25 protein-coding genes and 3 tRNA genes are annotated in these 23,020 nt (G+C 71.4%); 16 read left to right on the top strand and 12 right to left on the bottom strand.

Translation table 11 applies throughout. The features are described 5' to 3' along the window. The 3 genes from ABZU69_RS23800 to ABZU69_RS23790 form a co-directional block, all read right to left on the bottom strand. Positions 1 to 954: a sugar ABC transporter permease gene (locus ABZU69_RS23800; RefSeq protein WP_354966531.1), complete on the bottom strand. Its 954-nt coding sequence runs from the start codon at positions 952 to 954 to the stop codon at positions 1 to 3. Positions 955 to 1,041: 87 nt separating this feature from the next. Continuing rightward, a complete protein-coding gene (locus tag ABZU69_RS23795) occupies positions 1,042 to 2,421 on the bottom strand; it encodes an extracellular solute-binding protein (protein WP_354966530.1) in 1,380 nt (459 codons plus the stop codon). Between the two features lie 373 nt (positions 2,422 to 2,794). Further along, a complete protein-coding gene (locus ABZU69_RS23790) occupies positions 2,795 to 3,796 on the bottom strand; it encodes a LacI family DNA-binding transcriptional regulator (RefSeq protein ID WP_354966529.1) in 1,002 nt (333 codons plus the stop codon). A gap of 216 nt (positions 3,797 to 4,012) precedes the next feature. On the opposite strand from ABZU69_RS23790, the gene ABZU69_RS23785 reads away from it, so the two are divergent. Next, positions 4,013 to 4,210: a DUF4267 domain-containing protein gene (locus ABZU69_RS23785; RefSeq protein WP_354966528.1), complete on the top strand. Its 198-nt coding sequence runs from the start codon at positions 4,013 to 4,015 to the stop codon at positions 4,208 to 4,210. A 32-nt stretch (positions 4,211 to 4,242) separates the two neighbouring features. Here the strand turns inward: ABZU69_RS23785 and ABZU69_RS23780 are convergent, their stop codons facing one another. Further along, positions 4,243 to 5,718, bottom strand: a complete 1,476-nt coding sequence (locus tag ABZU69_RS23780; protein WP_354966527.1) for an FAD-dependent oxidoreductase — start codon at positions 5,716 to 5,718, stop codon at positions 4,243 to 4,245. A 90-nt stretch (positions 5,719 to 5,808) separates the two neighbouring features. Between ABZU69_RS23780 and ABZU69_RS23775 the strand changes: the two genes are divergently transcribed. Next, positions 5,809 to 6,909, top strand: a complete 1,101-nt coding sequence (locus ABZU69_RS23775; RefSeq protein WP_354966526.1) for a serine hydrolase domain-containing protein — start codon at positions 5,809 to 5,811, stop codon at positions 6,907 to 6,909. 38 nt (positions 6,910 to 6,947) lie between these two features. Here ABZU69_RS23775 and ABZU69_RS23770 read toward each other — a convergent pair whose 3' ends face one another. Continuing rightward, positions 6,948 to 7,868, bottom strand: coding sequence for a phytoene/squalene synthase family protein (locus tag ABZU69_RS23770; RefSeq protein WP_354966525.1), 921 nt, complete (start codon positions 7,866 to 7,868; stop codon positions 6,948 to 6,950). A 65-nt stretch (positions 7,869 to 7,933) separates the two neighbouring features. On the opposite strand from ABZU69_RS23770, the gene ABZU69_RS23765 reads away from it, so the two are divergent. From ABZU69_RS23765 to ABZU69_RS23730, 8 genes are all read left to right on the top strand, one after another. Continuing rightward, positions 7,934 to 9,076: a polyprenyl synthetase family protein gene (locus ABZU69_RS23765; RefSeq protein ID WP_354966524.1), complete on the top strand. Its 1,143-nt coding sequence runs from the start codon at positions 7,934 to 7,936 to the stop codon at positions 9,074 to 9,076. Between the two features lie 28 nt (positions 9,077 to 9,104). Next, a complete protein-coding gene (crtI, locus tag ABZU69_RS23760; RefSeq protein ID WP_354966523.1) occupies positions 9,105 to 10,586 on the top strand; it encodes a phytoene desaturase family protein in 1,482 nt (493 codons plus the stop codon). Continuing rightward, positions 10,583 to 11,203 carry an isopentenyl-diphosphate Delta-isomerase gene (gene idi, locus ABZU69_RS23755; RefSeq protein WP_354966522.1) on the top strand — a complete coding sequence of 207 codons (621 nt, stop codon included), beginning with the start codon at positions 10,583 to 10,585 and terminating at the stop codon, positions 11,201 to 11,203. Before crtI ends, idi begins: the two co-directional genes overlap by 4 nt. Then, positions 11,193 to 12,137 carry a MerR family transcriptional regulator gene (locus ABZU69_RS23750; protein ID WP_354966579.1) on the top strand — a complete coding sequence of 315 codons (945 nt, stop codon included), beginning with the start codon at positions 11,193 to 11,195 and terminating at the stop codon, positions 12,135 to 12,137. The genes idi and ABZU69_RS23750 overlap by 11 nt, the downstream gene beginning before the upstream one ends. A gap of 75 nt (positions 12,138 to 12,212) precedes the next feature. Then, positions 12,213 to 13,007 carry a polysaccharide deacetylase family protein gene (locus tag ABZU69_RS23745; protein WP_354966521.1) on the top strand — a complete coding sequence of 265 codons (795 nt, stop codon included), beginning with the start codon at positions 12,213 to 12,215 and terminating at the stop codon, positions 13,005 to 13,007. Positions 13,008 to 13,161: 154 nt separating this feature from the next. Beyond that, positions 13,162 to 13,234, top strand: a tRNA-Glu gene (locus ABZU69_RS23740). A gap of 31 nt (positions 13,235 to 13,265) precedes the next feature. After that, a tRNA-Asp gene (locus ABZU69_RS23735) sits at positions 13,266 to 13,339 on the top strand. Between the two features lie 99 nt (positions 13,340 to 13,438). After that, positions 13,439 to 13,512: transfer RNA gene (locus ABZU69_RS23730), tRNA-Phe, on the top strand. 412 nt (positions 13,513 to 13,924) lie between these two features. On the opposite strand, the gene ABZU69_RS23725 is transcribed toward ABZU69_RS23730, so the two are convergent. Continuing rightward, entirely contained in the window at positions 13,925 to 14,251 is a 327-nt protein-coding gene (locus tag ABZU69_RS23725) for a hypothetical protein (RefSeq protein WP_354966520.1), read from the bottom strand. A gap of 176 nt (positions 14,252 to 14,427) precedes the next feature. Here ABZU69_RS23725 and ABZU69_RS23720 point away from each other — a divergent pair, with 176 nt between their 5' ends. The 3 genes from ABZU69_RS23720 to ABZU69_RS23710 are packed head-to-tail and all read left to right on the top strand — an operon-like array spanning position 14,428 to position 15,862. Continuing rightward, positions 14,428 to 14,766 (top strand): metalloregulator ArsR/SmtB family transcription factor, encoded by a 339-nt coding sequence (locus ABZU69_RS23720; RefSeq protein ID WP_354966519.1) that lies wholly within the window; start codon positions 14,428 to 14,430, stop codon positions 14,764 to 14,766. Next, on the top strand, positions 14,763 to 15,239 hold the full coding sequence (locus ABZU69_RS23715; protein ID WP_354966518.1) for an SRPBCC domain-containing protein: 477 nt from the start codon (positions 14,763 to 14,765) through the stop codon (positions 15,237 to 15,239). Before ABZU69_RS23720 ends, ABZU69_RS23715 begins: the two co-directional genes overlap by 4 nt. Further along, positions 15,236 to 15,862 carry a dihydrofolate reductase family protein gene (locus tag ABZU69_RS23710; RefSeq protein ID WP_354966517.1) on the top strand — a complete coding sequence of 209 codons (627 nt, stop codon included), beginning with the start codon at positions 15,236 to 15,238 and terminating at the stop codon, positions 15,860 to 15,862. The genes ABZU69_RS23715 and ABZU69_RS23710 overlap by 4 nt, the downstream gene beginning before the upstream one ends. A 105-nt stretch (positions 15,863 to 15,967) precedes the next feature. On the opposite strand, the gene ABZU69_RS23705 is transcribed toward ABZU69_RS23710, so the two are convergent. Beyond that, entirely contained in the window at positions 15,968 to 16,348 is a 381-nt protein-coding gene (locus ABZU69_RS23705) for a VOC family protein (RefSeq protein ID WP_354966578.1), read from the bottom strand. Positions 16,349 to 16,417: 69 nt separating this feature from the next. Next, a complete protein-coding gene (locus ABZU69_RS23700) occupies positions 16,418 to 17,326 on the bottom strand; it encodes a hypothetical protein (RefSeq protein ID WP_354966516.1) in 909 nt (302 codons plus the stop codon). A 166-nt stretch (positions 17,327 to 17,492) separates the two neighbouring features. Here ABZU69_RS23700 and ABZU69_RS23695 point away from each other — a divergent pair, with 166 nt between their 5' ends. Beyond that, positions 17,493 to 18,020: an SRPBCC family protein gene (locus ABZU69_RS23695; RefSeq protein WP_354966515.1), complete on the top strand. Its 528-nt coding sequence runs from the start codon at positions 17,493 to 17,495 to the stop codon at positions 18,018 to 18,020. Between the two features lie 23 nt (positions 18,021 to 18,043). Here the strand turns inward: ABZU69_RS23695 and ABZU69_RS23690 are convergent, their stop codons facing one another. Further along, the gene (locus ABZU69_RS23690; protein ID WP_354966514.1) at positions 18,044 to 18,748 is read right to left on the bottom strand and encodes a DUF2786 domain-containing protein; all 705 of its coding nucleotides are present in this window, start codon (positions 18,746 to 18,748) and stop codon (positions 18,044 to 18,046) included. Positions 18,749 to 18,874: 126 nt separating this feature from the next. Here ABZU69_RS23690 and ABZU69_RS23685 point away from each other — a divergent pair, with 126 nt between their 5' ends. After that, complete coding sequence (locus ABZU69_RS23685) at positions 18,875 to 19,315, top strand: hypothetical protein (RefSeq protein WP_354966513.1); 441 nt, start codon at positions 18,875 to 18,877, stop codon at positions 19,313 to 19,315. A gap of 56 nt (positions 19,316 to 19,371) precedes the next feature. Here ABZU69_RS23685 and ABZU69_RS23680 read toward each other — a convergent pair whose 3' ends face one another. Further along, the gene (locus ABZU69_RS23680; RefSeq protein ID WP_354966512.1) at positions 19,372 to 19,761 is read right to left on the bottom strand and encodes a hypothetical protein; all 390 of its coding nucleotides are present in this window, start codon (positions 19,759 to 19,761) and stop codon (positions 19,372 to 19,374) included. Between the two features lie 155 nt (positions 19,762 to 19,916). On the opposite strand from ABZU69_RS23680, the gene ABZU69_RS23675 reads away from it, so the two are divergent. Further along, entirely contained in the window at positions 19,917 to 21,260 is a 1,344-nt protein-coding gene (locus ABZU69_RS23675) for an ABC transporter substrate-binding protein (protein WP_354966511.1), read from the top strand. A 66-nt stretch (positions 21,261 to 21,326) separates the two neighbouring features. On the opposite strand, the gene ABZU69_RS23670 is transcribed toward ABZU69_RS23675, so the two are convergent. Both ABZU69_RS23670 and ABZU69_RS23665 read right to left on the bottom strand, forming a co-directional pair. Continuing rightward, a complete protein-coding gene (locus ABZU69_RS23670; RefSeq protein WP_354966510.1) occupies positions 21,327 to 22,094 on the bottom strand; it encodes an enoyl-CoA hydratase/isomerase family protein in 768 nt (255 codons plus the stop codon). After that, on the bottom strand, positions 22,070 to 22,927 hold the full coding sequence (locus ABZU69_RS23665) for a 3-hydroxyacyl-CoA dehydrogenase family protein (RefSeq protein WP_354966509.1): 858 nt from the start codon (positions 22,925 to 22,927) through the stop codon (positions 22,070 to 22,072). The genes ABZU69_RS23670 and ABZU69_RS23665 overlap by 25 nt, the downstream gene beginning before the upstream one ends. Positions 22,928 to 23,020: the final 93 nt, after the last annotated feature.

Genomic DNA, 23,020 nt, shown 5'->3' with positions numbered 1-23,020 from the left:
CTAGTCCTGTTTCGCGCTCAGCCGCAGGTAGGCGGCGGAGAAGCCGGCCAGCACCACGAGCATGAGCACGCCGAGCGCCGCGGCGCCGTTGAGGTCGTTCTGGAAGAAGCCGTGCTGGTAGATGAGGTACGCCACGGAGGTCGCGGAATCCTCCGCGCCCGCGCCGTTGGCGAGGATCAGTGGCTCGATGAAGAGCTGCATCGTGGCGACGATCTGGATCATCGCCAGGAGCGCGAGGATCAGCCGGGTCTGCGGGATCGTCACGTGGCGGATCCGCTTCCAGATCCCGGCGCCGTCGAGCTCGGCAGCCTCGTAGAGTTCGCCCGGGATGTTCTGCAGCGACGCCAGGTAGATCAGCACGGCGCCGCCCATGTTCATCCAGGTCGACGCGAGCACCATCGCCGGCATCGTCATGTCGGGGGACTGCATCCACTGCGACGTGGGCAGGTGCAGCGCCTTGAGGATCGCGTTGAAGAGACCCGCCTCGCTGGGGTCGTACGCGTAGAACTTGAAGAGGTACAGCGCCGAGGCTGGTGGCAGCATCACCGGCAGGTAGACCAGGATCCGCAGGTATCCCTTGGCGTGGCGGAACTCGTTGAGCAGGATCGCCACGAAGAACGGCACCGCGTACCCGAGGACGAGCGCGAGCACCGTGAAGTAGAGCGTGTTCTGCCAGGCGGGCCAGAAGCTGGGGTCGGCGATGATGCGGGAGTAGTTGTCCCAGCCCACCCAGGTGGTCTCGCCGCGCCGCGTGCGCTGGAAGCTCATCACGATGCCGCGGATCATCGGGTACCAGGAGAAGACGACGAAGCAGAGCACCGCCCCGATCAGGAACGCGTGACCGGTGAGGTTGTCCCGCACCTTGCGGCCGAGGCTCGTACGCTGCGGCCCCGTGTAGGGCGGCGTGGGACGTCCCGGCTTTCTGGTGGTACCCGGGACGGTGGTGATCGCCAAGGCAACTCCTGGGTGAGTCAGTGACCGGACGGTGTGGCGCGGATGGGGTGGGGGCCGGGTCGGCGTACCGGCCCCCACCTGACCGGATCAGCTCTCGGCAGCCAGGAGCTGGTTGACCTTTTCCTCGGCCGTCTTGAGCAGCGCGTCGATGTTCGAGTTCGGGTTCGTCAGCACCCCGGACATCGCGGCGTCGAGCACCGCGTAGACCGCCTGCGCGTTGCGCGGCTCACCCTTGATCGGCACCGGGGTCGCCTCGAAGATCGCGAAGTTCGCGGTGTCGACGTTCGCGTTGGCCTTGCGCAGTTCGAGTTCCTGCTTCTGCGCCTCGCTGCCGTTGGCGAAGAGCAGCGGCTGGGGCAGACCCACCGGGTAGTTCTGCGGCTTGGCCCGGACGTAGTCGAACTGGCCCTTGCCCGGCGTCAGCTTCTGGTACGCGATCCACTTCAGACCGGCCTTGACCTGCTCGGGGGTGAGGTCCTTCTTGAAGAAGTAGCCCTCGCCGCCACCGAGCGTGCCCTTCGCCGCGCCGTCCTGACCCGGCAGCGGGCTCATCGCCCAGTCCTGGAACTTGCCCTGGAACTGGCTGACGATCGCCTGGGTGGCGTCCGGCGCGCCGATGAACATGCCGACCTTGCCCGCACCGGCGTTGGTCAGCAGGTCGCCCCACTGCAGCAGCTGCCGGGCGCCCATGCTGTTGTCGCCGTACCGCATGTCCTTGATGTTCTGCAGGACCTGCTTGCCCATCGCGTTGTTGAAGTCGGCCTTCTTGCCGTCCGGCGTCAGCACCTGGCCGCCCTGCGAGTAGAGCAGGGACGTGAAGTGCCAGCCGCCGGTGTTGCCGGCGCTGTACTCCGAGTAGCCGGCGATGCCGTTGCCGAGCGCGGAGATCTTCTTGGCGGCGGCCCGGACCTCGCCCCAGGTCTTGGGCGGGCTGTTCACGTCGAGCCCCGCCTGCTGGAACAGGACCTTGTTGTAGACCAGGCCCATCGAGTAGTTCTTCACCGGGACGGCGTAGAGCTTGCCGCCGTCGGTGAAGACCTCCTTGAGCGCCGGGTCAACGCTGTCCCAGGTCGGGATGGCGTCCTTGTTGGCGTACTGGGAGATGTCCATCGCCTGGCCGGAGTCGAGCACCTGCTGGAGATCGGTCATGTACCCGTAGAACACGTCGGTCACGGTGCCGCCGGCGAGACGGGCGGTGAAGTCCGGCGGGTTGTTGCACTGCTCGCCGACGCTCACGCTCTTGATGACGATGTCCGGGTTCTGCCGCTGGAACTCGGCGACATCATCGTTCCAGTTCTTCAACAGCTCTTTCTGAGCGCCGACGGGTTGGCAGTCGACCGTGATGGTGACCTTGCCGCCTGCGTTCGTGTCCTTGTCGTCGCTCTTCGTGGAGCATGCCGTGAGGCTGAACCCCAGGCCGGCCACGAGCGCTAACGCCGCAGCCTTTCGGTATTGCGGTACGGACATCTGTCCATCCCTTCGGGAACGGGTGTCTCCATGACGTTCGATGAGCTGCGGTGATGCGACCTGACCGCCGGTAACTGCGCCGGAGCCACGTGTGAGTGGAGTCACTGTAACGAGGCCGACTCATTTCGGCAAGGTATCGATGCTGTAGTGAAAGGACACGACTTTCTAACGGCAAATGTCGACAGGACTTCGAAACGGGCCCGAGATGATGACCTTTGGTCCCTTATGGCCCGTCAGCAGACCAGGCCGTCGCTGCGGTATTCGAGCAGCAACGAGAACGGCCGCCGACCGCGAGAAGCGGTCGACGGCCGGGAGGTCGTCTCAGCGATCCGGGGGCGGGGCCGGGACGGTCAGTCGGCGGCCCGCCTGCCGATCAGCGGCCCGGGGCGGGGGCGGTGGAACCACGCACCACCAGCTCGGGCTCGAACAGCAACTCGTCCTGCAGCACGCCGACACCCTCGATCTGGGTGACCAGCAGGTCCACCGCGGCCTGCCCCATCGTCTCGATCGGCTGCCGCACGGTGGTCAACGGCGGGTCGGTGCAGGTCATGAAGGCCGAGTCGTCGAAGCCCACCACCGACACGTCGGTCGGCACCACACGACCCAGCCGGCGCGCGGCCCGGATGGTGCCCAGCGCCAGCACGTCGCTGGCGCAGATGATCCCGGTGACACCACGCTCGACCAGCTTCGTCGCGGCGACCCGCGCCCCCTCCATCGAGAAGCTGGAGCGCTCGACGCACTCCGTGTCGTCGGTCCAGCCCGCGGCGCGGATCATCGCGTCGAGCTTGCGCCGGGACGGCACGTGCCCCTCCGGGCCGAGCACCATCCCGATCCGGTCGTGCCCCAGCGAGCGCAGGTGCCCGTACGCCTGCTCCACCGCCACCGCGTCGTCCGTGGAGACCCGGGGGAAGCCCAGCTCGTCCACCCCCGCGTTCACCAGCACCACCGGCAGGCCCCGGTCGGTAAGCCGTCGGTAGTGGTCGTGCCGCGCGTCGGCCAACGCGTACGAGCCACCGGCGAAGATCACCCCGGAGACCTGGTGGTCGAGGAGCATCTCCACGTAGTCCATCTCGGAGACGCCACCGATGGTGCGGGCGCAGAGCGCCGGGGTGTAGCCACGCTGGGCGAGGGACCCGGTGACCACCTCGGCGAGCGCCGGAAAGATCGGGTTCTGCAACTCGGGCAACACCAGCCCGACCAGCCGGGCACGCTCGCCGCGCAACTTGGTCGGCCGCTCGTAGCCGAGCACGTCCAACGCGGTCAGCACGGCCGTCCGGGTCGCCTCGGAGACCCCGTCCCGGCCGTTGAGCACCCGGCTGACGGTGGCCTCGCTGACGCCCGCCTTCTTGGCAACTTCAGTCAACCGCTTGGTCACGGCCGCAATCGTACGTCACAGAAATGAAAGAAATGAACAGGGAACTGCCGGGCAGTTGCTTCTCCGCTGCGGCGGGTGGCCCTGCTCAGAGCCTTGGCCTTCAGTTGCCACTTGATGCTTCATCGGGGATGCCGGCGATCTGAGTGACGAGGAAGTCGAGCCGTCCCTCCTGGCCGTCCGGGGGATGCGGCCACTGTCCGACAGGACAGCCATGCCGTGCAACGCGCTCCAGGTGACTTGGCTGGAGCGACACCCCACCTGTTGGGTTGGTTCATGCTGGTCGCCACCGTCATACCCGTCGGCGACGCGCTGATCGTGCTGCGCAGCAACGGTCCCAAGGTTGCCGTCTACGGCATCCACGGGATCACGGCCGTGGTGATGCTGGCGATCAGCGTGCTCCTGCTCGTCGCGTAACCGGTTGTCACCTGGGCGACGTCGGGCACACGTCACCGCAGGTTGCGCAGGGCGTCCTCGATGGCCCGGTGGAAGGTCGGATAGGCGTAGATCATGTGCCGGAGCTGGCTCAGCGGCACGGCCGCGTGCACCGCCACCACCAGCGCGGAGAGCACCTCGCCGCCGGCCGGGCCGGCCGAGGTCGCGCCGATCAGCACGCCCCGGTCGGCGTCCGCGATCAGCTTGATGAACCCCTCGTCGCCGACCCGGTGGATCCAGCCCCGGGTCGAGCTGCCCAGCTTGGTGTACCCGATCTGCACGTTGATGCCGCGCTCCCGGGCCTGCTGCTCGGTCAGCCCGACCGCGCCGACCTCGGGGTCGGTGAAGGTCACCCGGGGCAGCGCGCGGTAGTCGGCGCGCGGCACACTGCCCGCGGATCCGCTCGACGCGCTGGAGCCCAGCGAGCTGGCCGCGCCCATCGCGCCGCCGACCACGCTGGCGGTGCCGCTGGCGTCCGGCCCCGCGTTCGCCTGCCGAGCCTGGGCCAGCACGTCGGCGATCACGATCGCCGCCTGGTACATGGCGATGTGGGTGAACGCCCCCTCGCCGGTCACGTCACCGACCGCCCAGATGCCATCGGTGACGCGCAGCCGATCGTCCACCGGCAGGTAGCGCTGGGCGGCGTCCACCCCGACCGTGTCCAGCCCCAACTCCTCCAGGTGTGCCCGGCGGCCGGTCACCACCAGCAGCCGGTCCGCGGTGAACTCCGCCCCGCCGGCGCCGTGCAGGGTGAACCGGCTCCCGTCGTGCTCGACCCGCTCGGCTCGTACCCCCGTGTGGATCTCCACGCCGTCGGCGCGCAGCGCCGCGGCGGCCACCTCGGACGCCTCCGGTTCCTCGACGGCCAGCACCCGGTCCAGCGCCTCCACCACCGTGACCCGCACCCCGAACCGTGCGAAGACCTGGGACAGCTCCAACCCGATGGCGCCACCGCCGAGCACCAGCAGTGACTCCGGCAGTTGCTCGACCTCGATCGCCTGACGGTTGATCCAGTACGGAGTGTCGGCCAGACCTGAAATCGGCGGCACCGACGCTCGGGTGCCGGTGCCCAGCACGATCCCGTGCCGGGCCTGGAACACCTGGTCGCCGACCCGGACCCGGCCCGGGCCGTCGAGTCGGCCGCTGCCCCGGACGAACCGGCCACCGCGGTCCGTGAACCGCCGCACCGCGACCGTGTCGTCCCAGGTGTCGGTGGCCTCCTCGCGGATCCGCTTCGCCACCGGCGCCCAGTCCGGCTGGACCTGCGCCGTCCCGGCCAGCCCGTCGACCCGACGCGCCTCGGCGAGCGCGTTGGCCGCTCTGATCATCATCTTGCTCGGGATGCAGCCCCAGTACGGGCACTCCCCGCCGACCAGGTCCCGTTCGACGCCGACGACGCTCAGGCCGGCCTCGGCGAGCCGCCCGGCCACCTCCTCGCCGCCGACCCCGAGCCCGACCACGACCACATCCACCAACTCCGGCTCCGCCACCCCGACAGCATCCCCCAGCGGCCCGGCCCCGACCACCGAGGCCGGGAAAAGCCGGCGCGCGCACCGGGCCGGAGCGCCTACGGTGGCCGGATGCACGCGCGCTTCGCCCCGGTCCGGGACTGCTTCCACGACCTGCTGGCCGCCGGTCGGGAGACCGGTGCCAGCCTGACCGTCTGGTACGACGGCCATCCGGTGATCGACCTGGTCGGCGGCTCCCGCACAACCTCCGGATCCAGCGATGGGGCCGACGGTCCGGCCGACGGCGACCCGTGGCGACCGGACACGCTGGTCAACGTCTACTCGGTCGGCAAGCCGGTGGCCGCGCTCTGCCTGTTGATGCTGGCCGACCGGGGTCGGGTCGATCTCGACGCGCCGGTCGCCCGGTACTGGCCGGAGTTTCGCACCCCGGCCACCGTGCGTCAGGTGTTGTCGCACACCGCCGGGCTGCCGGCCTTCCCGGTGCCCCGACCGGCCACCGCGATCGTCGACTGGGCGCTGCTCACCGGCGACCTCGCCGCCGCCGACCCCGAATGGGCGCCCGGCTCGGTGGCCGGGGAGCACGCCTGGACGTACGGGCACCTGGTGGGCGAACTGGTCCGCCGGGTGGACGGCCGTTCGGTGGGCCGGTTCCTGGCCGAGGAGATCGCCGGCCGGTGGCTGCTCGACCTCGGCTTCGGGCTGTCCGAGGCCGACCAGCGGCGCTGTGCGGACCTGCGCTACGGCGACCCGGAATGGCCGGTCCGGATGCTCGGCGAGCCCGGCTCTCTCCGTGCCCGCTCGATGGACAACCCGCCCGGCGGACGGGACCTGGCCATGCTCAACAGTCCGCTCTGGCGGGGCGCCGAGGTCCCCGCGGTCAACCTGCACGCCACCGCGTCCAGCCTGGCCCGGCTCTACGCCGGCCTGCTGGCGGGCGGTGTCCTGGACGGCGTCCGGCTGGTCAGCCCGGAGCTGGTGACCGAGGCGACCCGGGTCCAGTACGACGGGCCGGATCTGGTGCTGGACCGCCAGGTCCAGTGGACGCTGGGCATGCAGTGGGAGCCGGACGGCAGCTGGGGCATGGGCGGCATCGGCGGCAGCAGCGCGTGGGCCGACCCGGAGCGCGGATACACCTTCGCGTACGCCACCGCGCAGTTGGCCGAGCACGACCGGGTCGACGAACTCGTCGAGGCACTGCACTCGTGCCTGTGACCGGATGTTAGGAAGGGCCCCTTGTACAACACCAGGCGTTAATAAGGTGCCCTTCCTTTCGGGCCGGGGATGGTGACCGGGGTGCCGGCGGGGGTGAGCAGGGCGCGGGCGGCCACCGCCATCCGGCGCCGCTGCGGCACCAGGGCCCGCCGGGCGAAGACGTCGTATCCCTGCGCGGCCACTTCGTCCAGCATGCCGCCGTAGAGGGCGTACGCGGTGCGCATGCAGGCCTGCGAGGCCGGCGCGAGCATGGTGATGCCGGGCGCGGCGGCAGCGTAGTGCGCCTGGGCCCGGGTCACCTCGTACTCGATCAGCTCGCGGATCCGGGGCGTGCCGCGACCCCGGGCGCGGGCCTGGGCCAGCTCGTCGTTGGTGACGTCGAACTTCGCCAGGTCCTCGTCCGGCAGGTAGGTGCGGCCCCGGTCGAGGTCCTCGGCGACGTCCCGGATGAAGTTCGTGAGCTGGAAGGCGAAGCCGAGCTGCCGAGCCGGCTCCCGGGCCTCGGCCGGGTCGGAGCTGCCCAGGATAGGCAGCATCATGGTGCCGATGACCGCCGCCGAGCCTTCCATGTAGTCGAGCAGGTGGTCGTAGGTCGGGTACGCGGTGACCGTCAGGTCCATCGCCATGCTCTTCAGAAACGACGCGAAGTCGTCCCGGTCGAGGTTGAAGACGGCGATCGTGTGCAGCACGGCCGGCAGCAGCGGGTCGTCGACCGACGCGCCGTGCAGGCCCGCCACGAAGCGGCTGGCCCAGTCGTCCAGCCGGGCGGCCCGCTCGGCCGGCGGCAGGTCCTCGGTGCCGTCCACGATCTCGTCGGCGTAGCGGGTGAATCCGTAGAGGGCGTGCACGTGCCGCCGTTTCCAGGCGGGCAGCAGCCTGGTGGCGAGATAGTAGGTGCGACCGTGGCGTCTGTGCAGTTCACGGCACTGGTCATAGGCAGCGGTGAGATCGGCGTCCACCGGCCCTCCTCATTTATCGACGCACCAATCGACGCAACTCGTAACTCTAGGGTACGCTCGGCCGCATGGCCAACGACGCAGTTGCCGGTAGCGCGATCCGCGTGACGCCGGCACGGCCGGGCGATGGGGCCAATCCAGTCCGCGCCGTGCTGGCCGCGTACACCCAGGACCTGATCACGGCGGTGGACGACACCCTGACCACCTTCCTCAACGGCGAGGTCGACTCGCTCGCCGAGATCGACGCCGCGATGGGCGACTTCGCGGCCTCCGCGCGAGGGGCCGTGCTGGCCGGAGGCAAGCGGATCCGGCCCACCTTCGCCTACTGGGGCTGGCGCGGGGCGGTCGGCGGCAGCGAGCCACTCCCCCCGGTGCTACCCGCGTTGGCCGCCCTCGAGCTGCTGCACACCTTCGCGCTCGTGCACGACGACGTCATGGATTCCTCCGCCACCCGCCGAGGCCGGCCCACCACCCACGTCGCCCTCGCCGCGCAACATGTCGCCGCCGGCCGCCGGGGCGACCCCGGCCGGTTCGGCGAAGCGGTCGCGGTGCTCATCGGCGATCTCTGCGTGGTCTGGGCCGACCGGCTGCTGGCGCACGCCACCGTGGCGCCGGCCCGGCTGTTCGAGGTCCGCCGGTGCTACGACCAGATGCGGGTGGAGACCATCGCCGGGCAGTATCTGGACGTGCTCGGCGAGAACGACGTGGTCAACTGGTCGACCGACCGGGCGCTGCGGGTGGCCCGCTACAAGACGGCGAGCTACACCGTCCAGCGACCGCTGCTCTACGGCGCCTGCCTGGCCGGGGTGCCCGCCGATGACCCGCTGGCCACCGCGTACACCCGCTACGGCCTGGCCGTCGGCGAGGCGTTCCAGCTCCGCGACGATCTGCTCGGCGCCTACGGCGACCCGGCCGCCACCGGCAAGCCGGCCGGTGACGACCTGCGCACCGGCAAGCCGACCACGCTGCTCATGCTGGCCCGGCAGTTGGCCACCCCGACCCAGCTCAAGGAGCTGGACCGGGCCCGCGAGGGCCGGGTCGACCGGCTGGCCGAGCTGATCGCCGACACCGGGGCGGTGGCGCGGGTGGAGCGGATGATCGCCGAGCGGGTGGGTGACGCGCTGGCCGCGCTCGACGCCACACCCGTGGACCGGACGGCGCGAACCGCGCTGACCGGGCTGGCCACCGCCGCCACCAACCGGCGGGCCTGATGAACGACTTCTCCAAGGAGGTGGCCACGTGCGGACGGTGACAGGACGGACGGACCGGGTGGTGGTCGTCGGCGCCGGGTTGGGCGGGCTGGCCTGTGCGCTGCACCTGGCCGGCAGCGGCCGGCAGGTGACCGTGCTGGAACGTGAGCCGGTGCCGGGCGGGCGGGCCGGGCGGCTCGCCGCGGACGGCTACGAGTTCGACACCGGCCCGACCGTGCTCACCATGCCCGAGCTGATCGCCGAGGCGCTCGGGGCGGTCGGGGAGGAGCTGGGCGACTGGCTCGACCTGACCCCACTCGACCCGGCCTACCGGGCGTACTACCCGGACGGCTCGACCCTCGACGTGCTGACCGACACCACCCGGATGGCGGCCGAGATCTCCCGGGTCTGCGGCCCCCGCGAGGCCGACGGCTACCTGCGCTTCGTCGACTACGCGCGGGAGCTGTGGCGGCTGGAGCGGGCCGACTTCATCGAGCGCAACCTGGACGCGCCGACCGACCTGATCACCGGCAACCTGCTCAAGCTGCTCGCCGGCGGAGCCTTCCGCCGACTCCAGACGAAGATCAACCAGTTCTTCCGGGACCCGCGCACCCAGCGGATCTTCTCCTTCCAGGCGATGTACGCCGGGCTCGCCCCGCACGACGCGCTGGCCATCTACGCGGTCATCGCGTACCTCGACTCGGTGGCCGGGGTCTACTTCCCGCGCGGCGGCATCCACGCGGTGTCCAAGGCGATGGCCGGCGCGGCCGAGAAACACGGCGTGCAGATCCGGTACGACACCACGGTGACCCGGGTGGAGACCGCGAACGGCCGGGCCACCGGCGTACTCACCGCCGACGGCGAGCTGGTGCCGGCGGACGTGGTGGTGCTCAACCCCGATCTGCCGGTCGCCTACCGGGACCTGCTCCCCGCCGCCCGCCAGCGGCGGCTCACCTACTCGCCGTCCTGCGTCGTCCTGCACGTCGGGTCCCGGCAGGGATATGCGAAGATCGCCCACCACAACATCCACTTCGGGCGCGCGTGGAAGGGCACCTTCGATGAGGTCATCCGCCGGGGCGAGCTGATGACCGACCCGTCGCTGCTGGTCACCAACCCGAGCCGGACCGACCCGTCGGTGGCCCCGCCGGACCGGCACACCTACTACGTGCTCGCCCCGGTGCCCAACCTCGACCGGGCCCCGTTCGAGTGGCGCGGCGACCTGACCCGGCGCTACGGCGACCAGCTGGTCGGCACCCTGGAGGAGCGCGGCTACGTCGGCTTCGGCGCCGGGGTCGAGGTGCTGCGGGCGATCACGCCCGCCGAGTGGGCGGAGCAGGGCATGGCCGCCGGGACCCCGTTCGCCGCCGCGCACAGCCTCTTCCAGACCGGTCCGTTCCGCCCCTCGAACCTGCACCGCGACCTGTCGAACGTGGTCTTCGTCGGTTCCGGCACCCAGCCCGGGGTCGGCGTGCCGATGGTGCTGATCTCCGGCAAGCTGGCCGCCGGCCGGATCACCGGGGAGGGCCGGTGAGCAGCCGCGAGGAGCACCTCGTCGAGCTGGTCGACGACGCCGGCCGGGCTCGTGGTGAGACCACCGTCGCGGCCGCGCACCAACCGCCGGGGCATCTGCACCGGGCCTTCTCGGTGCTGCTGGTGGACCCGGACGGTCAGGTGCTGCTCCAGCGGCGGGCAGCGGTCAAGACCCGGTTCCCGCTGCGCTGGGCCAACTCCTGCTGTGGCCACCCCCAACCGGGCGAACCGCTCGCCGAGGCGGCCAACCGGCGGCTGCGCGAGGAACTGGGCACCGGCCCCGTCGAGTTGACCGAGGTGGGCGTCTACGTCTACTACGCCGAGGACCCGGCCACCGGGCGGGTCGAGTTCGAGTACGACCACGTCCTGCGCGGCGAGTTCCGCCCCGCCGCCCCGCTGCTACCCGACCCGGACGAGGTGGCCGAGCTGCGCTGGGCTGACCCCGCCGCCCTGGAGGCCGAGCTCGACCGTGATCCCCGCTCATACGCACCCTGGCTGGGCGGGGTGGTGAACCGGCTGCTGCGCCCCTCGGAGCCGACGTCCGGCGTACCCGGCCCGGCGGTGACCCCGTCCGGATCGTCGGCGGATGACGCGGCGGAGCGGTCAGGTGGTCGATGAGGCACTGAGCGCGGGCGCGGTCGCACGTCGGCTGGGGGTCGCGGTCACCACGCTGCGCACCTGGCACCAGCGCTACGGGCTCGGTCCCAGTGAACACATCCCGGGCCACCACCGCCGGTACACGCCGGCCGACCTGGCCCGTCTCGAAATCATGCGACGGCTCACCGCCGAGGGGGTGAGCCCCGCCGAGGCGGCTCGTTGGGCCCGCCAGGCGCCCGATCCCACGCCCGCCGACGCCGTCGCCCGGAGCCGAATCCGCCCCCCGGGTCGCGACGGCGGCGGAACCATCCCGGTAGGCCGCGCCGGCCCGGCCGCCAGAGGACTGGCCCGGGCCGCCATGCGGCTGGACGCGGCGGCGATCAGCGAGACCATCGCGCAGGCCCTGGCCGTCGGCGGAGTGGTCGCGACCTGGGATCACTTGCTGCGCCCGGTCCTCGTCGGCATCGGTGACCGGCACGCCGCCACCGGCGGCCTGATCGAGGTGGAACACCTCGTCTCCCGCTGCGTGTCGGAGGCGTTCGCGGCGAGCAGCCGGGCCGCCGCGGCCAGCGGACCGGCCCGGATCCTGCTCTCCTGCGCCGATGAGGAGCAGCACAGCCTGCCGCTGGAAGCACTGGGCGCCGCGCTCGGCGAGGCCGGGCTCACCTACCGGATGCTCGGCGCCCGGGTGCCGGTGGCCGCCCTCGTCGAGGCGGTGACCCGGACCGGGCCGGCCGCCGTGGTGCTCTGGTCGCACACCCGGGCCACCGCGGACCCGGCTCAGCTCAGCGCGCTGCTCGCCGCACCCCGCCGCCCGCTGCTGGTCCTCGCTGCCGGCCCCGGCTGGCGGGCCGAGACTCTGCCCTCCGGGGTGGTGCGGCCGGCCGACCTGACCGAGGCGGTCTCGCTCGCCGTCGCGGTCCGTGACTCGCTGGACCAGGCGAGAGGGGCCTGACCGGGGCTGTCGGCCCTCAGCGGCGTCCACTAGCGTCGGGGCGTCCGCCTACCCCGACCCCCCGGGAGCGAACAGATGCAAGCCCGCGCCCTCCTGGCGTCCGCCCTCACCGTGGTGCTGGCCCTGGCCGGCTGTGCCCAGCCGGACGGCACCCTCGCACCCGTCGGCGCGCCGCAGCCGGTCGAGTCGACCATGCCGCCCACCCCGAAACCCACTCCGTCGCCACACCCCACCCTCGCCAAGCCGCCGAAGCCCATCCTGCGGCCCCTGCCGGCCAAGCTCCCGGCCGGCCTGCGGCGCAGCACCGGCGTACGCCCGGTGGCCCTGACCTTCGACGACGGGCCCAGCCCGGCCTGGACGCCCAAGGTGCTCAACCAACTGCGGGCGGCCCGGGTGACCGCCACCTTCTGCCTGGTCGGCCGTGAGGTGCAGCGCCACCCGGAGCTGGTCCGGCGCATCGTCCGGGAGGGGCACCAGCTCTGCAACCACAGCTGGCGGCACGACCTTGAGCTGGCTCGCCGGCCGGTTGCCGAGATCCGGGCCGACCTGTCCCGGACCAACAAGGCCATCCAGGCGGCTGCCCCGGGCGCGAAGGTTCCCTTCTACCGTCAGCCGGGCGGCCGGTGGACGCCGGAGGTGCTGGAGGTGGCGAAGGATCTCGGCATGCGGCCGCTGCACTGGAACGTCGACCCGCAGGACTGGGACAAGCCGACCGCTGCCACGATCACCAAGCGGGTCCACTCCGCCGCCCGTCCCGGCGCCGTCGTGCTGCTGCACGACGGCGGCGGCAACCGGGCCGCGACGCTCGCCGCCTGCCCGCACGTGATCGCCGACCTGAAGCGACGCTTCGGCGTCACCCGATTGCGCTAGACCGGCCCTGACCTGCGGTTATGCGTCGAACTGAGGCTCCGGCCATACCGGTTTTGTCGACCGACCACGCATCACGTATGCTTTCTAAGCCTCCGGCGGGGCCGGATGGGAGCAAGTCCGCTTGAAGTTGCGAATGTGCAATGATGGCGGGGCCGCCCTCATCGTCTAGCGGCCCAGGACGCCGCCCTTTCAAGGCGGTAGCACGGGTTCGAATCCCGTTGGGGGCACGACCGGCGCAAGCCGGAGCAACACAAGCTAGGTCCTGTGGAGCAGTTGGAGTGCTCGCCGCCCTGTCAAGGCGGAGGTCGCGGGTTCAAGTCCCGTCAGGACCGCAGCGCCGACGCCGCGCCCAGCGCGGCGTTCTGCGTATCGGAGCGTGCAACCCTGCCAGCGGCCCACCCTGTTGGCGGGTAGCATGAGCCGAGCGATACGGCCAGGTAGCTCAGTTGGTACGAGCGTCCGACTGAAAATCGGAAGGTCGGCGGTTCGACCCCGCCCCTGGCCACATAGCCTTTCGCCGGGCTACAGAAGCGCCGATCAGCGGAGACGCCGGTCGGCGCTTTGCTTACCACCCCGCCAGCCCGTCTGTCCGGTCTGACCATCGTTGACCCCGGAATCCCGCTGGTGGCCGACTCCTGTCGCACGTGGATTGCACGGACGAGCCGGCGCGGCCCGGTTGCGGGCCGCCTTGATGATTTGACCTTCCACGACCTGCGGCACACCGGGCAGACCCTCGCCGCGCAGACCGGCGCGACACTGGCGGATCTGATGAGCGACTCGGGCACTCGTCCATGGCGGCGGCCCGGCGGTACCTACACGCCGTCGACGGCCGTGATCGTGAGAGCGCTAAAGCCCTGTCAGAACTCGCGGCGCACGGTGATGTCGCACCGCTGCCCCGGCACATTCACCATGCGCAGCTAGCGACGGAGCAGCGAAAACACTCCCGCCGCCGTCAGCACCAACAGCAGTGAACCCGCGAACAGGGCGCGTCCAAGCGGAAGGGGCATGGAGATGAAGAACGGTGCCTGCTGGACCAGAAAGCCCGCACCGATCATGGCCTGGGCCATGCCCACCCGCACGGGCTGGGACCGCTCTCCCGGCTTCAGGCGTGCGAGCCGAACCCAGGCTGCGGGAAACCGTCGTGACACGGCCACACGCACCCCGAGTACAACCGAGCCCAGGCTGAGGACCACGACCCCCACGCGCAAGGCGATCGTGCCCGGGTCCTCGTCATACAGGCTCATGCGCCCATCATCGGAGGGGCGTCAAGCGCGCAATTGCAGGACAGATCGCACGGCAGCCTCCGCCAACTTCCTGCCCTGGCATGGCCACCGTCGACGGCCCGATCGTGAGCCTCAGTTCGGAGCTGTAAACACTTAGCCCTTGCGCTAAGTGTCGGGCCGAGGCAATACTTAGCCACATGGCACAGTATGCGGCGGAGCTCGACGGCGTGTTCGTCGCGCTCGCCGATCCGACTCGGCGCGCTGTCGTCCGTCGCCTCGGTCGCGGGCCCACGAGCGTCGGCGATCTCGCGCGCGAGTTCCCGATGACCCTTCCCTCGTTCATGAAGCACGTGCGGACGCTCGAGTCGACCGGGCTGATCCGCACCGTGAAGTCGGGCCGGGTGCGCACCTGCGTGCTCAACCACGAGCGCCTCGTCCTTGTCGACGACTGGCTCGCGGAGCAGCGCCGGATCTGGGATGAACGCACCGACCGCCTGGAGCAGTTCGTCACCAATCTCAAGGAGAACCAGCAATGAACCCGGACCTCGACCTCAGCCTGGAGCGGGTCATCCGCGCCCCTCGGACAACCGTGTGGAGCGCGTGGACTGACGCGTTCCGCCTCGAACAGTGGTGGGTGCCCGCTCCGGCCGTGTGTCGTGTCGACCGCCTGGAGGTTCGGCCGGGCGGCGCGTTCGTGACGCGGCTGAGCGACGACGGAACCACGTTCGTTCCGCACGTCAACGCGTGCTTCCTCATCGTCGACGATCTCGAGCGCATCGTGTTCACGAACGCCATCGACAGCGAGTGGCGACCCACGAGCCCGGCGCCGGTGCTGATGACCGCCGAGATCACGCTGAACGATCATCCAGAGGGCACGCGATACCAGGTCGTCGTCCGCCACGGCGATCCCGCCGCTCGCGCTCGTCACGAGGAGGTCGGCTTCTCCGAAGGCTGGACGTCGGTCACGGAACAGCTCGCTGGGCTCGCCGAGAGCGCGGCCCTACGATGAAGATCGCCCTAACGGAGTTCATCACGCTCGATGGGGTCAGTCAGGGGCCAGGCTCGGCCACCGAGGACACGAGCGACGGCTTCGCGAGAGGCGGCTGGCTGGTCCCCTACATGGACCAACTGTTCATCCAGCGCGCCTCTGATTGGCTCGACCTCGCCGACGGCCTGCTGCTCGGGCGCCGGACGTACGAGGCGTTCGCGCGCGACTGGCCGCAGATCACCGCGCCGGACGATCCCTTCACCGGGCGGATGAATTCGCTGCCTAAGTACGTCGTGTCGAACACTCTCACCGCGGGGAGCTGGAACCCCACGACCGTGCTGCGGGGCGACCCGGTCCAGACGGTCAGGGCACTGAAGGCGCAGCCGGGGCGGGAACTCCAGATCCACGGGAGCGCATTTCTGGGCAACTCGCTGCTGTCGGCGGGCTTGGTCGACACACTGCGGCTCGTCGTCGCCCCTACGGTCATCGGGTCCGGGCGCCGACTGCTCGCCCACCCGAGCGAGTCTGTCGGCCTCCGGCTGCTGCATCAGGAGGTGACGGCGAAGGGTCTACTGCTCCTCGAATACGAGACCGTCGGCGACGCACCCAGCGGAGAATACGAGGGGGTCGCCGCCTTCGCGTAGACGCGCTTCCAAGTATCTGACCACGTCCTGCTGCACGCTGGCCGTACATCTGCCGTCCCCGGGAAGGACCGGGCCTCTGGAAGGCATGATCCTGACGCCGAGGGATCAGAGCGGCTGGACGATCTGGATCGGGTTGCCGTCAGGGTCGGCGGTCCATGCGATCAGCAGGCGACCGAGCCATTCGTGGGGGGACGCCAGCGCGGGAGCCCCGCTCTCGGTGACCTGGGCGTACGCGGCGGCCGTGTCATCGGTCCACAGGATCACGGCGGCCCGCTGCCCCTCGGGCACCGGGTCGAGGCCGTGGTCATCACGGGTGGAAGCGACCGACGCGATGCCGATCTTGTAGCCGTCGAGCACGAGATCGACGTGAATCGGCTCGCCCTCGGTCGGGACCCGGAACGTCTCGGTGAACCCGAGACGCGAGTAGAACCCGACGGCGCGCGGAACGTCCGCACTGAAGAGGATGATCTGCGGCGTACGGAACATCGACACGGCCGGACGTTATCAGCGCTCCCGCGTCACCGCAGTGGAGGCGAGTCGCCGGGCTGAGCGCCGTCAGCCGTCCCGGTGCCCTTGCTGACGGTGCTGCGCCATGCCGCCCTGGATCGCCTCCCACACGCTGCGCCCGGCCTGCCGCAGGGTCTCCCCCGCCTGCTCGGCGAGCTGCGCCGCACTCTGTGCGGCGGCCTGCGCCCCACCTGAGACGCCACCGGCACCGTCCTGACCGCCGCCGCCACCTCCCGACGGTCCGGGACCGGGGGCCGCCGATCCGCCGCTCTGGTCGCGGGCCTGCCGCTCAGGTCCCGCCCCCTCGGCACCCTGCCGCTGAGCCCCCTGCCCCTCGGGTCCCTGGCCGGCACGCCCCTGGCCGGCAGGCCCCGGGCCCTGCGGCCCCTGCCGCTCAGGTGGGCGGCCCTCCGGGCAGCGTCCGCCCGGACCGGCGGGCTCGGCGCGGCCCGGCTCGCCCAAGCCGGGACGGCTGGGGCCCGGTCGGGGCCGGTCGGCGGCCGCGCCGCCCTGCCGGCCCTGGTCGAGTACGTCGCCGGAGCGCTGCGCCGACCCGGTGACCTCGGCCGCCCCCGAGGCCAACTGCTGGGCGCTGCGGTTGACGTCGTCGATCGCCACGCCGGCCGTCCGGGAGATGGCGTCGATGATCTGCGGGTTGTTGTCGATCGTGTCCAGCGCCCGGCCGAGAATGGCCACCAGTTGCTCCAGCCGCACCCGCAGCTGCGCCTCGGCGTGCACCCCGTTGATGTCCAGCTCCACGCCCTGCAGGTGCACCCGTACGCCGGCGTCGAGCTGAAGCAGGTTGGCCAGCCGGGCCCGCAGGGACAGATCGGCGTCCAGCCCGTCCACGGCCAGCCGGATCGAGTCGACCGAGACCTTCGGAATGTCGAGCAGGACGTCCGGATCCCCACCGCCGTCGGCCCGGCCCGGCTCCCGCTGCTGCGCGCTCTCGCTCATGCTCTCCCGCTCCGCCGCACTCTCGCCCGGCTCGTCCGGGCCGTCCGGCGCGCTTACCCGCTTTCCCGCGGGGCATCCCGTCCGTGACGGACCGGCGACCGACTGTCCGGAACCGGGCACTTCGCGAAGCTGCACACCCGAGCATGAGCCGGTATGGTCCGGGCCTATGGGACAGGGGATGACTGATCCGGCCGACATCCGGCAGGACCTGGAACGGTTCTCCTTACGGTGCACCCTCCTCGTCCCGGGTCCCGCCGAGCACGCGTTCGCGGTTTTCACCGACGACCTGGCCGAGTGGTGGGTCACCGAATACACCTGGTCCGGCCCGGAGGCCCTGGCCGAGCTGGGCATGGAGCCGCGGGCCGGCGGCATGCTCTACGAGATCGGCCCGTACAACTTCCGCGCCGACTGGGGCCGGGTGCTCACCTGGGATCCCCCGCGACGGCTGGTCTTCGTCTGGCAGCTCGGCCCGGACCGGGTGCCGGTGCCGGACCCGGCCCGGGCGAGTGAGGTGGAGGTGCTGTTCCTCCCCGACGGCCCCGAGCGGACCCGGGTCGAGCTGGAGCACCGCCACTTCGACCGGCACGGCGAAGCGGCCGAGGGATACCGCAAGGCGCTCACCGCCGGCTGGCACGAGCTGCTCACCCGCTACCTCGCCACGGTGTCGCGCCGCGACCCCACCACCCCCGCCTGACCGACAGCCCTCACTCCGGCAGGTCAGCGCCCGAGTTGTCGTTCGGTGGCCGAGCCGCCGAGGTCCCGGCCGCCCAGGTCCGCGCGGCGTCCCGCCTCCGCCCCGGGCCCGAAGCCGGTGCCGGCCAGCCGGCGTGGCGGCGCGGTGCGCAGCCGGGGGTACTGCTCGGCGAGTCGTCGCTGCACCCGGTCGGAGCGGTCGGCCAGCACGAGCGCCACCGACGGTGTGCCCGAGCCACTGGCCGCCGCCGTCTCGGCCATCCAGAGCCGTCCCCCGATCACCTGCGCGAACCCGGCGAGCCAGGACCGGCGGAAGGCGGCCGGATGCTCGCCGGCCGGCACCGCCGTGCCGGCCAGGCCGTGCGCCGCCTGCACGAGCAGCGACGTGAAGAGCAGGTCGACCCGTTCCAGGTCGCTGGCGAAGCCGAACAGGTGCAGCGCGAACCCGTTGCCCTGCCGACGGCGTACGCAGCGGCAGCGCAACGGTTCGGCGACCGCGGCGAGCAGGCCGACCTTGTCCCGGGCGTACGGGGCGACGATGTCCACCACGCGGTCGCCGACCGGGTCGGTGGTCGGGTCCCGGGCGGCGAGCAGCGCCCGGTCCACGCCGTAGCGGGCGATCAACTCGGTCGCCTTGGCGGTGAACGCGGCGGACTCCGCGGGCGTGCAGGCCTGGTCCTCGGCCTGGGCCAGCAGCTTGCGCACCTTGCTGAGCATCGCCTCGGACATGCCCCCAGAGCTATCACATCCACCGTCCGGCACGGGGCCGCGCCGGCATCGATCGATACGTATCATCGTCACGATCAGCTCCACCATCCGATACGGATGGTCAGACCAACTGTTCCGGAGGCATGCATGTCATCCCCGAGCGCCCGACTGCTCGCCACCGCCACGGCCGCCGCGCTGTTCTCGATCGGCGCGCCCGCCGGGGCCGCGCAGGCCGCCCTCGCCCCCGCCCCCGCCCCCGAGGTGAACCTCTACGCCCCGCTCGCCACCTGTTACGGCGGGGCCGTCCGCTCCTACTTCCAGACCGGCGGCTACGGCGGTCAGGCCGGCACGTACCGCACCACGAGCCGCTGCGGCGACATCAACGTACGCAACGCCAGCGCGTACGGCACCGAGGCGTGCGTGATATTCGTCGACAAGACGGGTGCCTGCAACTACTGGACCTACCTGCCGGCCAACTCAGGCTGGACCGTGGTGGCGACCAACGTCCGCGACGGGGTCAACTTCCGGGTCCGCTTCGACAACCTGCGCTACGAGTACGAGCCGCTGGTCGCTTACCACGCGTTCTGAGCGACCCACCCGTCGCGACGTCCGGCCCCGGCGGGCGTCGCGACGGGGCGACACCGTCAGGCGGCCCTGCTGCGCAGGGTGGCGATCGTCGACCCGGCGAGGGTGAGCAGGCAGTCGGGGAGCAGCCCGTCGGCCTCCGCCGCGCCGAACAGCGCCTCCCCGGTCGGCACATCCCGGTTCGCGTACGCGCTGACGAAGCGTGCGACCCACCGGGTGTCGTAATCCGCCTGGTCGATCCCCGGGAAGTCCAGGGCGCAGCCGCTACCGGGCGGCGCGTCACCGAGCATCGTCGCGGCCAGGCACCAGGCGACCCCGTAGGCGCCGCTCAGGCCGGCGCGTTCGACGACCGCGTCGAATGTCCCCACCACCGCGTCGCCATCCCCTGCGAGCGCCGAGCGGAGCACGGCGGCCGCGTCATCGAACGTCTGCTGTGGTAGGTCCGTCACTCAGCGCACAGTAGGAGAGGCGGTCAAGGGCCCCGCCGACCGTCACTCTCCGTGTTCAAGGCGGGCGACCTGCGCATTACGCCACCTCCACAGTCCCGCCGCCGGCCCGGGCACGCTAATGTGCGCAGCGGACCTTCGCCGGAGGAAGGACGACCATGCTCGTATCACGCCGCTCGCGGGTGGCCTCACTGGCCGCCTGCGCGACGATCCTGCTTGCCACAAGCGCCTGTGGGAATGACAAGGCCGAGGAGAAAAGCGCCCAACAGGTGCGCCTCTATGGCACGGACGGCAACATGCTCAACTCCTACCCTGCGGAGTTGAAGGAACGTGCCAATCTCGTCGATGGGATGAAGGGAACGACGCCGCTCACCCCGCTACCGGAGGACTTCAAGAGCCGGCTACGGTCCGTCGATCCGGCGCTGACGGACTACCTCTACTCCGCCGAGACGTACGACGCGGTCGTGATCGGGGTGCTCGCCGCCCAACTGGCCGGGAGCACCGACCCGGCGGCCATCGCGAAGCAGATCGTCGGCGTGACCAACAACGGTCAACGCTGCGAGGACCCGGTGACCTGCCTGGCGCTGGCCCGCGCCGGGCGCGACATCGAGTACCGCAGCGTGTCGCTGACCCGGGCGGGCTTCACCGACAAGGGCGAGCCGGCCACCGCGAGCTACGCGACGCTGACCTTCGACGGGCAGCAGATCAACGACGGCAAGACCGAGTTCGTCGGGGCGGGCACCGAGTCGGCGGCGAGCACCAAGACGCCGCCGAAGCCGAAGAAGCAGCCCTCGGGAAAGAACCCCGACCAGGAGCCGCTGATTCTGGGCGGCCTGCTGCCGAAGACCGGTGACCTGGCGCTCTCCTACGCGCCGATGGCGGCCGGCGCGGCGCTGGCGATCAGAGAGGTCAACGCCGCTGGCGGCGCGCTGGGCAAGCCGGTGACCTGGGTGGACGGCGACGACGGCACCAACCCGGCGGTGGCCAAGGCGACCGTGGCCAAGCACGTGGCGGACGGCGTCAGCCTGATCATCGGCGCCGGCGCATCCGGTATCTCCCGGGCGGTGCTGCCGGACGTGGTGAAGGCCGGAATGATCCTCTTCTCGCCGTGCAACACCGACGCCGGCCTGACCGACGTGGAGGACAATGGCCTCTACTTCCGGACCGCCCCGCCGGACAGCCTCCAGGGCCGGGCGCTGGCCGACGTGATCCTCCGCGACGGGTCGCAGAAGATCGTCATCGTCGCCCGCAAGGACTCCTACGGCGAGGGCCTCCAGGCCACCGCCCGCGACGAGCTGCAGAAGGCCGGCATCGCCGAAGACCGCATCAAGCTGCTCACCTATGAGCCGCCGGCCGATGCCAAGGCTCCTCCGGTCGACTTCACCGGTGGTGCGAAGGAGATCAAGGACTTCGGCGCGGACGCCGTGCTGGTCATCGGCTTCGGCGAATCCGCCCAGGTGATCCGGGCGCTCGCCGACAGCGGAGTGCAGATCCGGCACTGAGCACCGACCGCGGACCTCGACGGCCGCACCGGCATCCCGCCGGTGCGGCCGTTCCCGTCCGGGGGGTCAACGGGGCCGGCGGCGCTCCAGAAACTCGGTCATCCGGCGGTGCTTCTCCTCGTCCTCGAAGAGCACCGCCTGGCTGACCAGGTCGAGCTGCGGGTGCGCGGCGGCCGGCGCGTCCACCGCCAGCTTGGTCAGCCGCAGCGCCAGCGACGAGCCCTGGGCCATCTCGTCCAGCAGCCCGTGCGCCACCGCCAGCAGGTCACCGGGCTCGTCCACCACCCGGTTCACCAGACCGATCCGCAGCGCCTCCGTGGCATCCACGCGCCGGCCGGTGAAGAGCAGCTCCTTGGCCCGGGCCTCGCCGATGAGCGCGGGCAGCCGGTGGGTCGCGCCGGCGCCGGCCAGGATTCCCAGCCGGACCTCCGGCTGGCCGAAGACGGCCCGCGCGGTGCACACCCGCAGATCGCAGGCGTACGCCAGTTCCGCGCCACCGCCCAGCGCCGGACCGTCCACGGCCGCCACGCTCGGCATCGGCAGCGCCCTGATCCGGGCGAAGGCGGCCGAGTTGATCGCGGCCAGGGCGTCCGTACGGCCCCGCTCGCGGAGCTGACCGATGTCGGCGCCACCGGCGAAGATGCCCGCCGCGCCCCCCGTGAGCAGCAGCAGCCGGGGGTGCGCCTCCAACTCGGCACAGACCTGGTGCAGCTCGGTGATCAGGTCGGCGTCGATGGCGTTGCGCTTCTCCGGCCGGTCCAGGGTGACCACCAGCCGGTCCGGCCGCTCCTCGATCCGCAGTCCCCCGCTCACTGCTTGGCACCGCCGTCCCACCGGTAGAAACCGTGCCCGGACTTCTTGCCCAGCCGTCCGGCGGCCACCATCTCGACCAGCAACGGCGGCGGCGCGAAGCGATCCCCGTACGCGGCCTGGAGGGTGCGGGCGATGTCCAGCCGCACATCCAGGCCGACGAGGTCGGTCAGCTCCAGCGGCCCGACCGGGTGCCGGTAGCCCAGCACCATCGCCTTGTCGATGTCGGCCGGGCTGGCCACCCCGTCGGCGACCATCCGGATCGCCTCCAGGCCGAGGGTGACCCCGAGCCGCGAGGTGGCGAAGCCCGGCAGGTCGCGTACCACGACGGGGTCCTTGCCCAGCCGGGCGGCGAGCGCGACGGCCGCGGCGGTGGTCTCCTCGGCGGTGGCCGGGCCGACCACGATCTCCAGCAGCGCCATCGCCCAGACCGGGTTGAAGAAGTGCAGACCGAGGAAACGCTCGGGCCGGTCCAGACCGGCGGCCAGGTCACCGATGGCGATGCTGGAGGTGTTGCTGGCCAGCAGCGCCGGGTGCAGCGCGGCGGCGTCACGCAGCACCGCCCGCTTCAGGTCGAGCCGCTCCGGCACCGCCTCCACGATCACCTCGGGCGCGGGGGCGACCTCGGCGAGAGTCGGACGCAGCGTCACCCGCTGACGGTTCGCCGCGGCTTGGTCGGCGTCCAGTTTCCCGCGCTGCACGGCCCGCTCCCACAGCTCGGCGAGCCGGTTCAGCGCGGTCGCGCCCCGGTCGGGGTCCACCTCGACCAGCTCGACGGCGTGCCCGGCGCCGGCCGCCACGTACGCGATGCCGAGCCCCATCGTGCCCGCACCGACGACCACGAAACGATCGCTCATCACGCCTCCCTGTCCCGCCCGGCGGCGCGCGGGGTCCCCGCCACGCCGGCCCGGGTGATCCGCCTGGTCCGCTCGCTCATGGTGCGACCCTAT

Source organism: Micromonospora sp. NPDC005206, from assembly GCF_040608175.1.
Lineage (GTDB): Bacteria > Actinomycetota > Actinomycetes > Mycobacteriales > Micromonosporaceae > Micromonospora.
This window is presented reverse-complemented; position numbering and strand designations above follow the sequence as displayed.

Bases quoted from the DNA above. Each gene is read 5' to 3' on its own strand.
- ABZU69_RS23685 (WP_354966513.1), top strand. From the start codon at position 18,875: ATGTCATCCCCGAGCGCCCGACTGCTCGCCACCGCCACGGCCGCCGCG.
- ABZU69_RS23700 (WP_354966516.1), bottom strand. From the start codon at position 17,326: ATGAGCGAGAGCGCGCAGCAGCGGGAGCCGGGCCGGGCCGACGGCGGT.
- ABZU69_RS23710 (WP_354966517.1), top strand. From the start codon at position 15,236: ATGAAGATCGCCCTAACGGAGTTCATCACGCTCGATGGGGTCAGTCAG.
- ABZU69_RS23690 (WP_354966514.1), bottom strand. From the start codon at position 18,748: ATGTCCGAGGCGATGCTCAGCAAGGTGCGCAAGCTGCTGGCCCAGGCC.
- ABZU69_RS23720 (WP_354966519.1), top strand. From the start codon at position 14,428: ATGGCACAGTATGCGGCGGAGCTCGACGGCGTGTTCGTCGCGCTCGCC.
- ABZU69_RS23675 (WP_354966511.1), top strand. From the start codon at position 19,917: ATGCTCGTATCACGCCGCTCGCGGGTGGCCTCACTGGCCGCCTGCGCG.
- ABZU69_RS23795 (WP_354966530.1), bottom strand. From the start codon at position 2,421: ATGTCCGTACCGCAATACCGAAAGGCTGCGGCGTTAGCGCTCGTGGCC.
- ABZU69_RS23705 (WP_354966578.1), bottom strand. From the start codon at position 16,348: ATGTTCCGTACGCCGCAGATCATCCTCTTCAGTGCGGACGTTCCGCGC.
- ABZU69_RS23665 (WP_354966509.1), bottom strand. From the start codon at position 22,927: ATGAGCGATCGTTTCGTGGTCGTCGGTGCGGGCACGATGGGGCTCGGC.
- ABZU69_RS23715 (WP_354966518.1), top strand. From the start codon at position 14,763: ATGAACCCGGACCTCGACCTCAGCCTGGAGCGGGTCATCCGCGCCCCT.
- ABZU69_RS23725 (WP_354966520.1), bottom strand. From the start codon at position 14,251: ATGAGCCTGTATGACGAGGACCCGGGCACGATCGCCTTGCGCGTGGGG.
- ABZU69_RS23775 (WP_354966526.1), top strand. From the start codon at position 5,809: ATGCACGCGCGCTTCGCCCCGGTCCGGGACTGCTTCCACGACCTGCTG.
- ABZU69_RS23745 (WP_354966521.1), top strand. From the start codon at position 12,213: ATGCAAGCCCGCGCCCTCCTGGCGTCCGCCCTCACCGTGGTGCTGGCC.
- ABZU69_RS23765 (WP_354966524.1), top strand. From the start codon at position 7,934: ATGGCCAACGACGCAGTTGCCGGTAGCGCGATCCGCGTGACGCCGGCA.
- ABZU69_RS23695 (WP_354966515.1), top strand. From the start codon at position 17,493: ATGGGACAGGGGATGACTGATCCGGCCGACATCCGGCAGGACCTGGAA.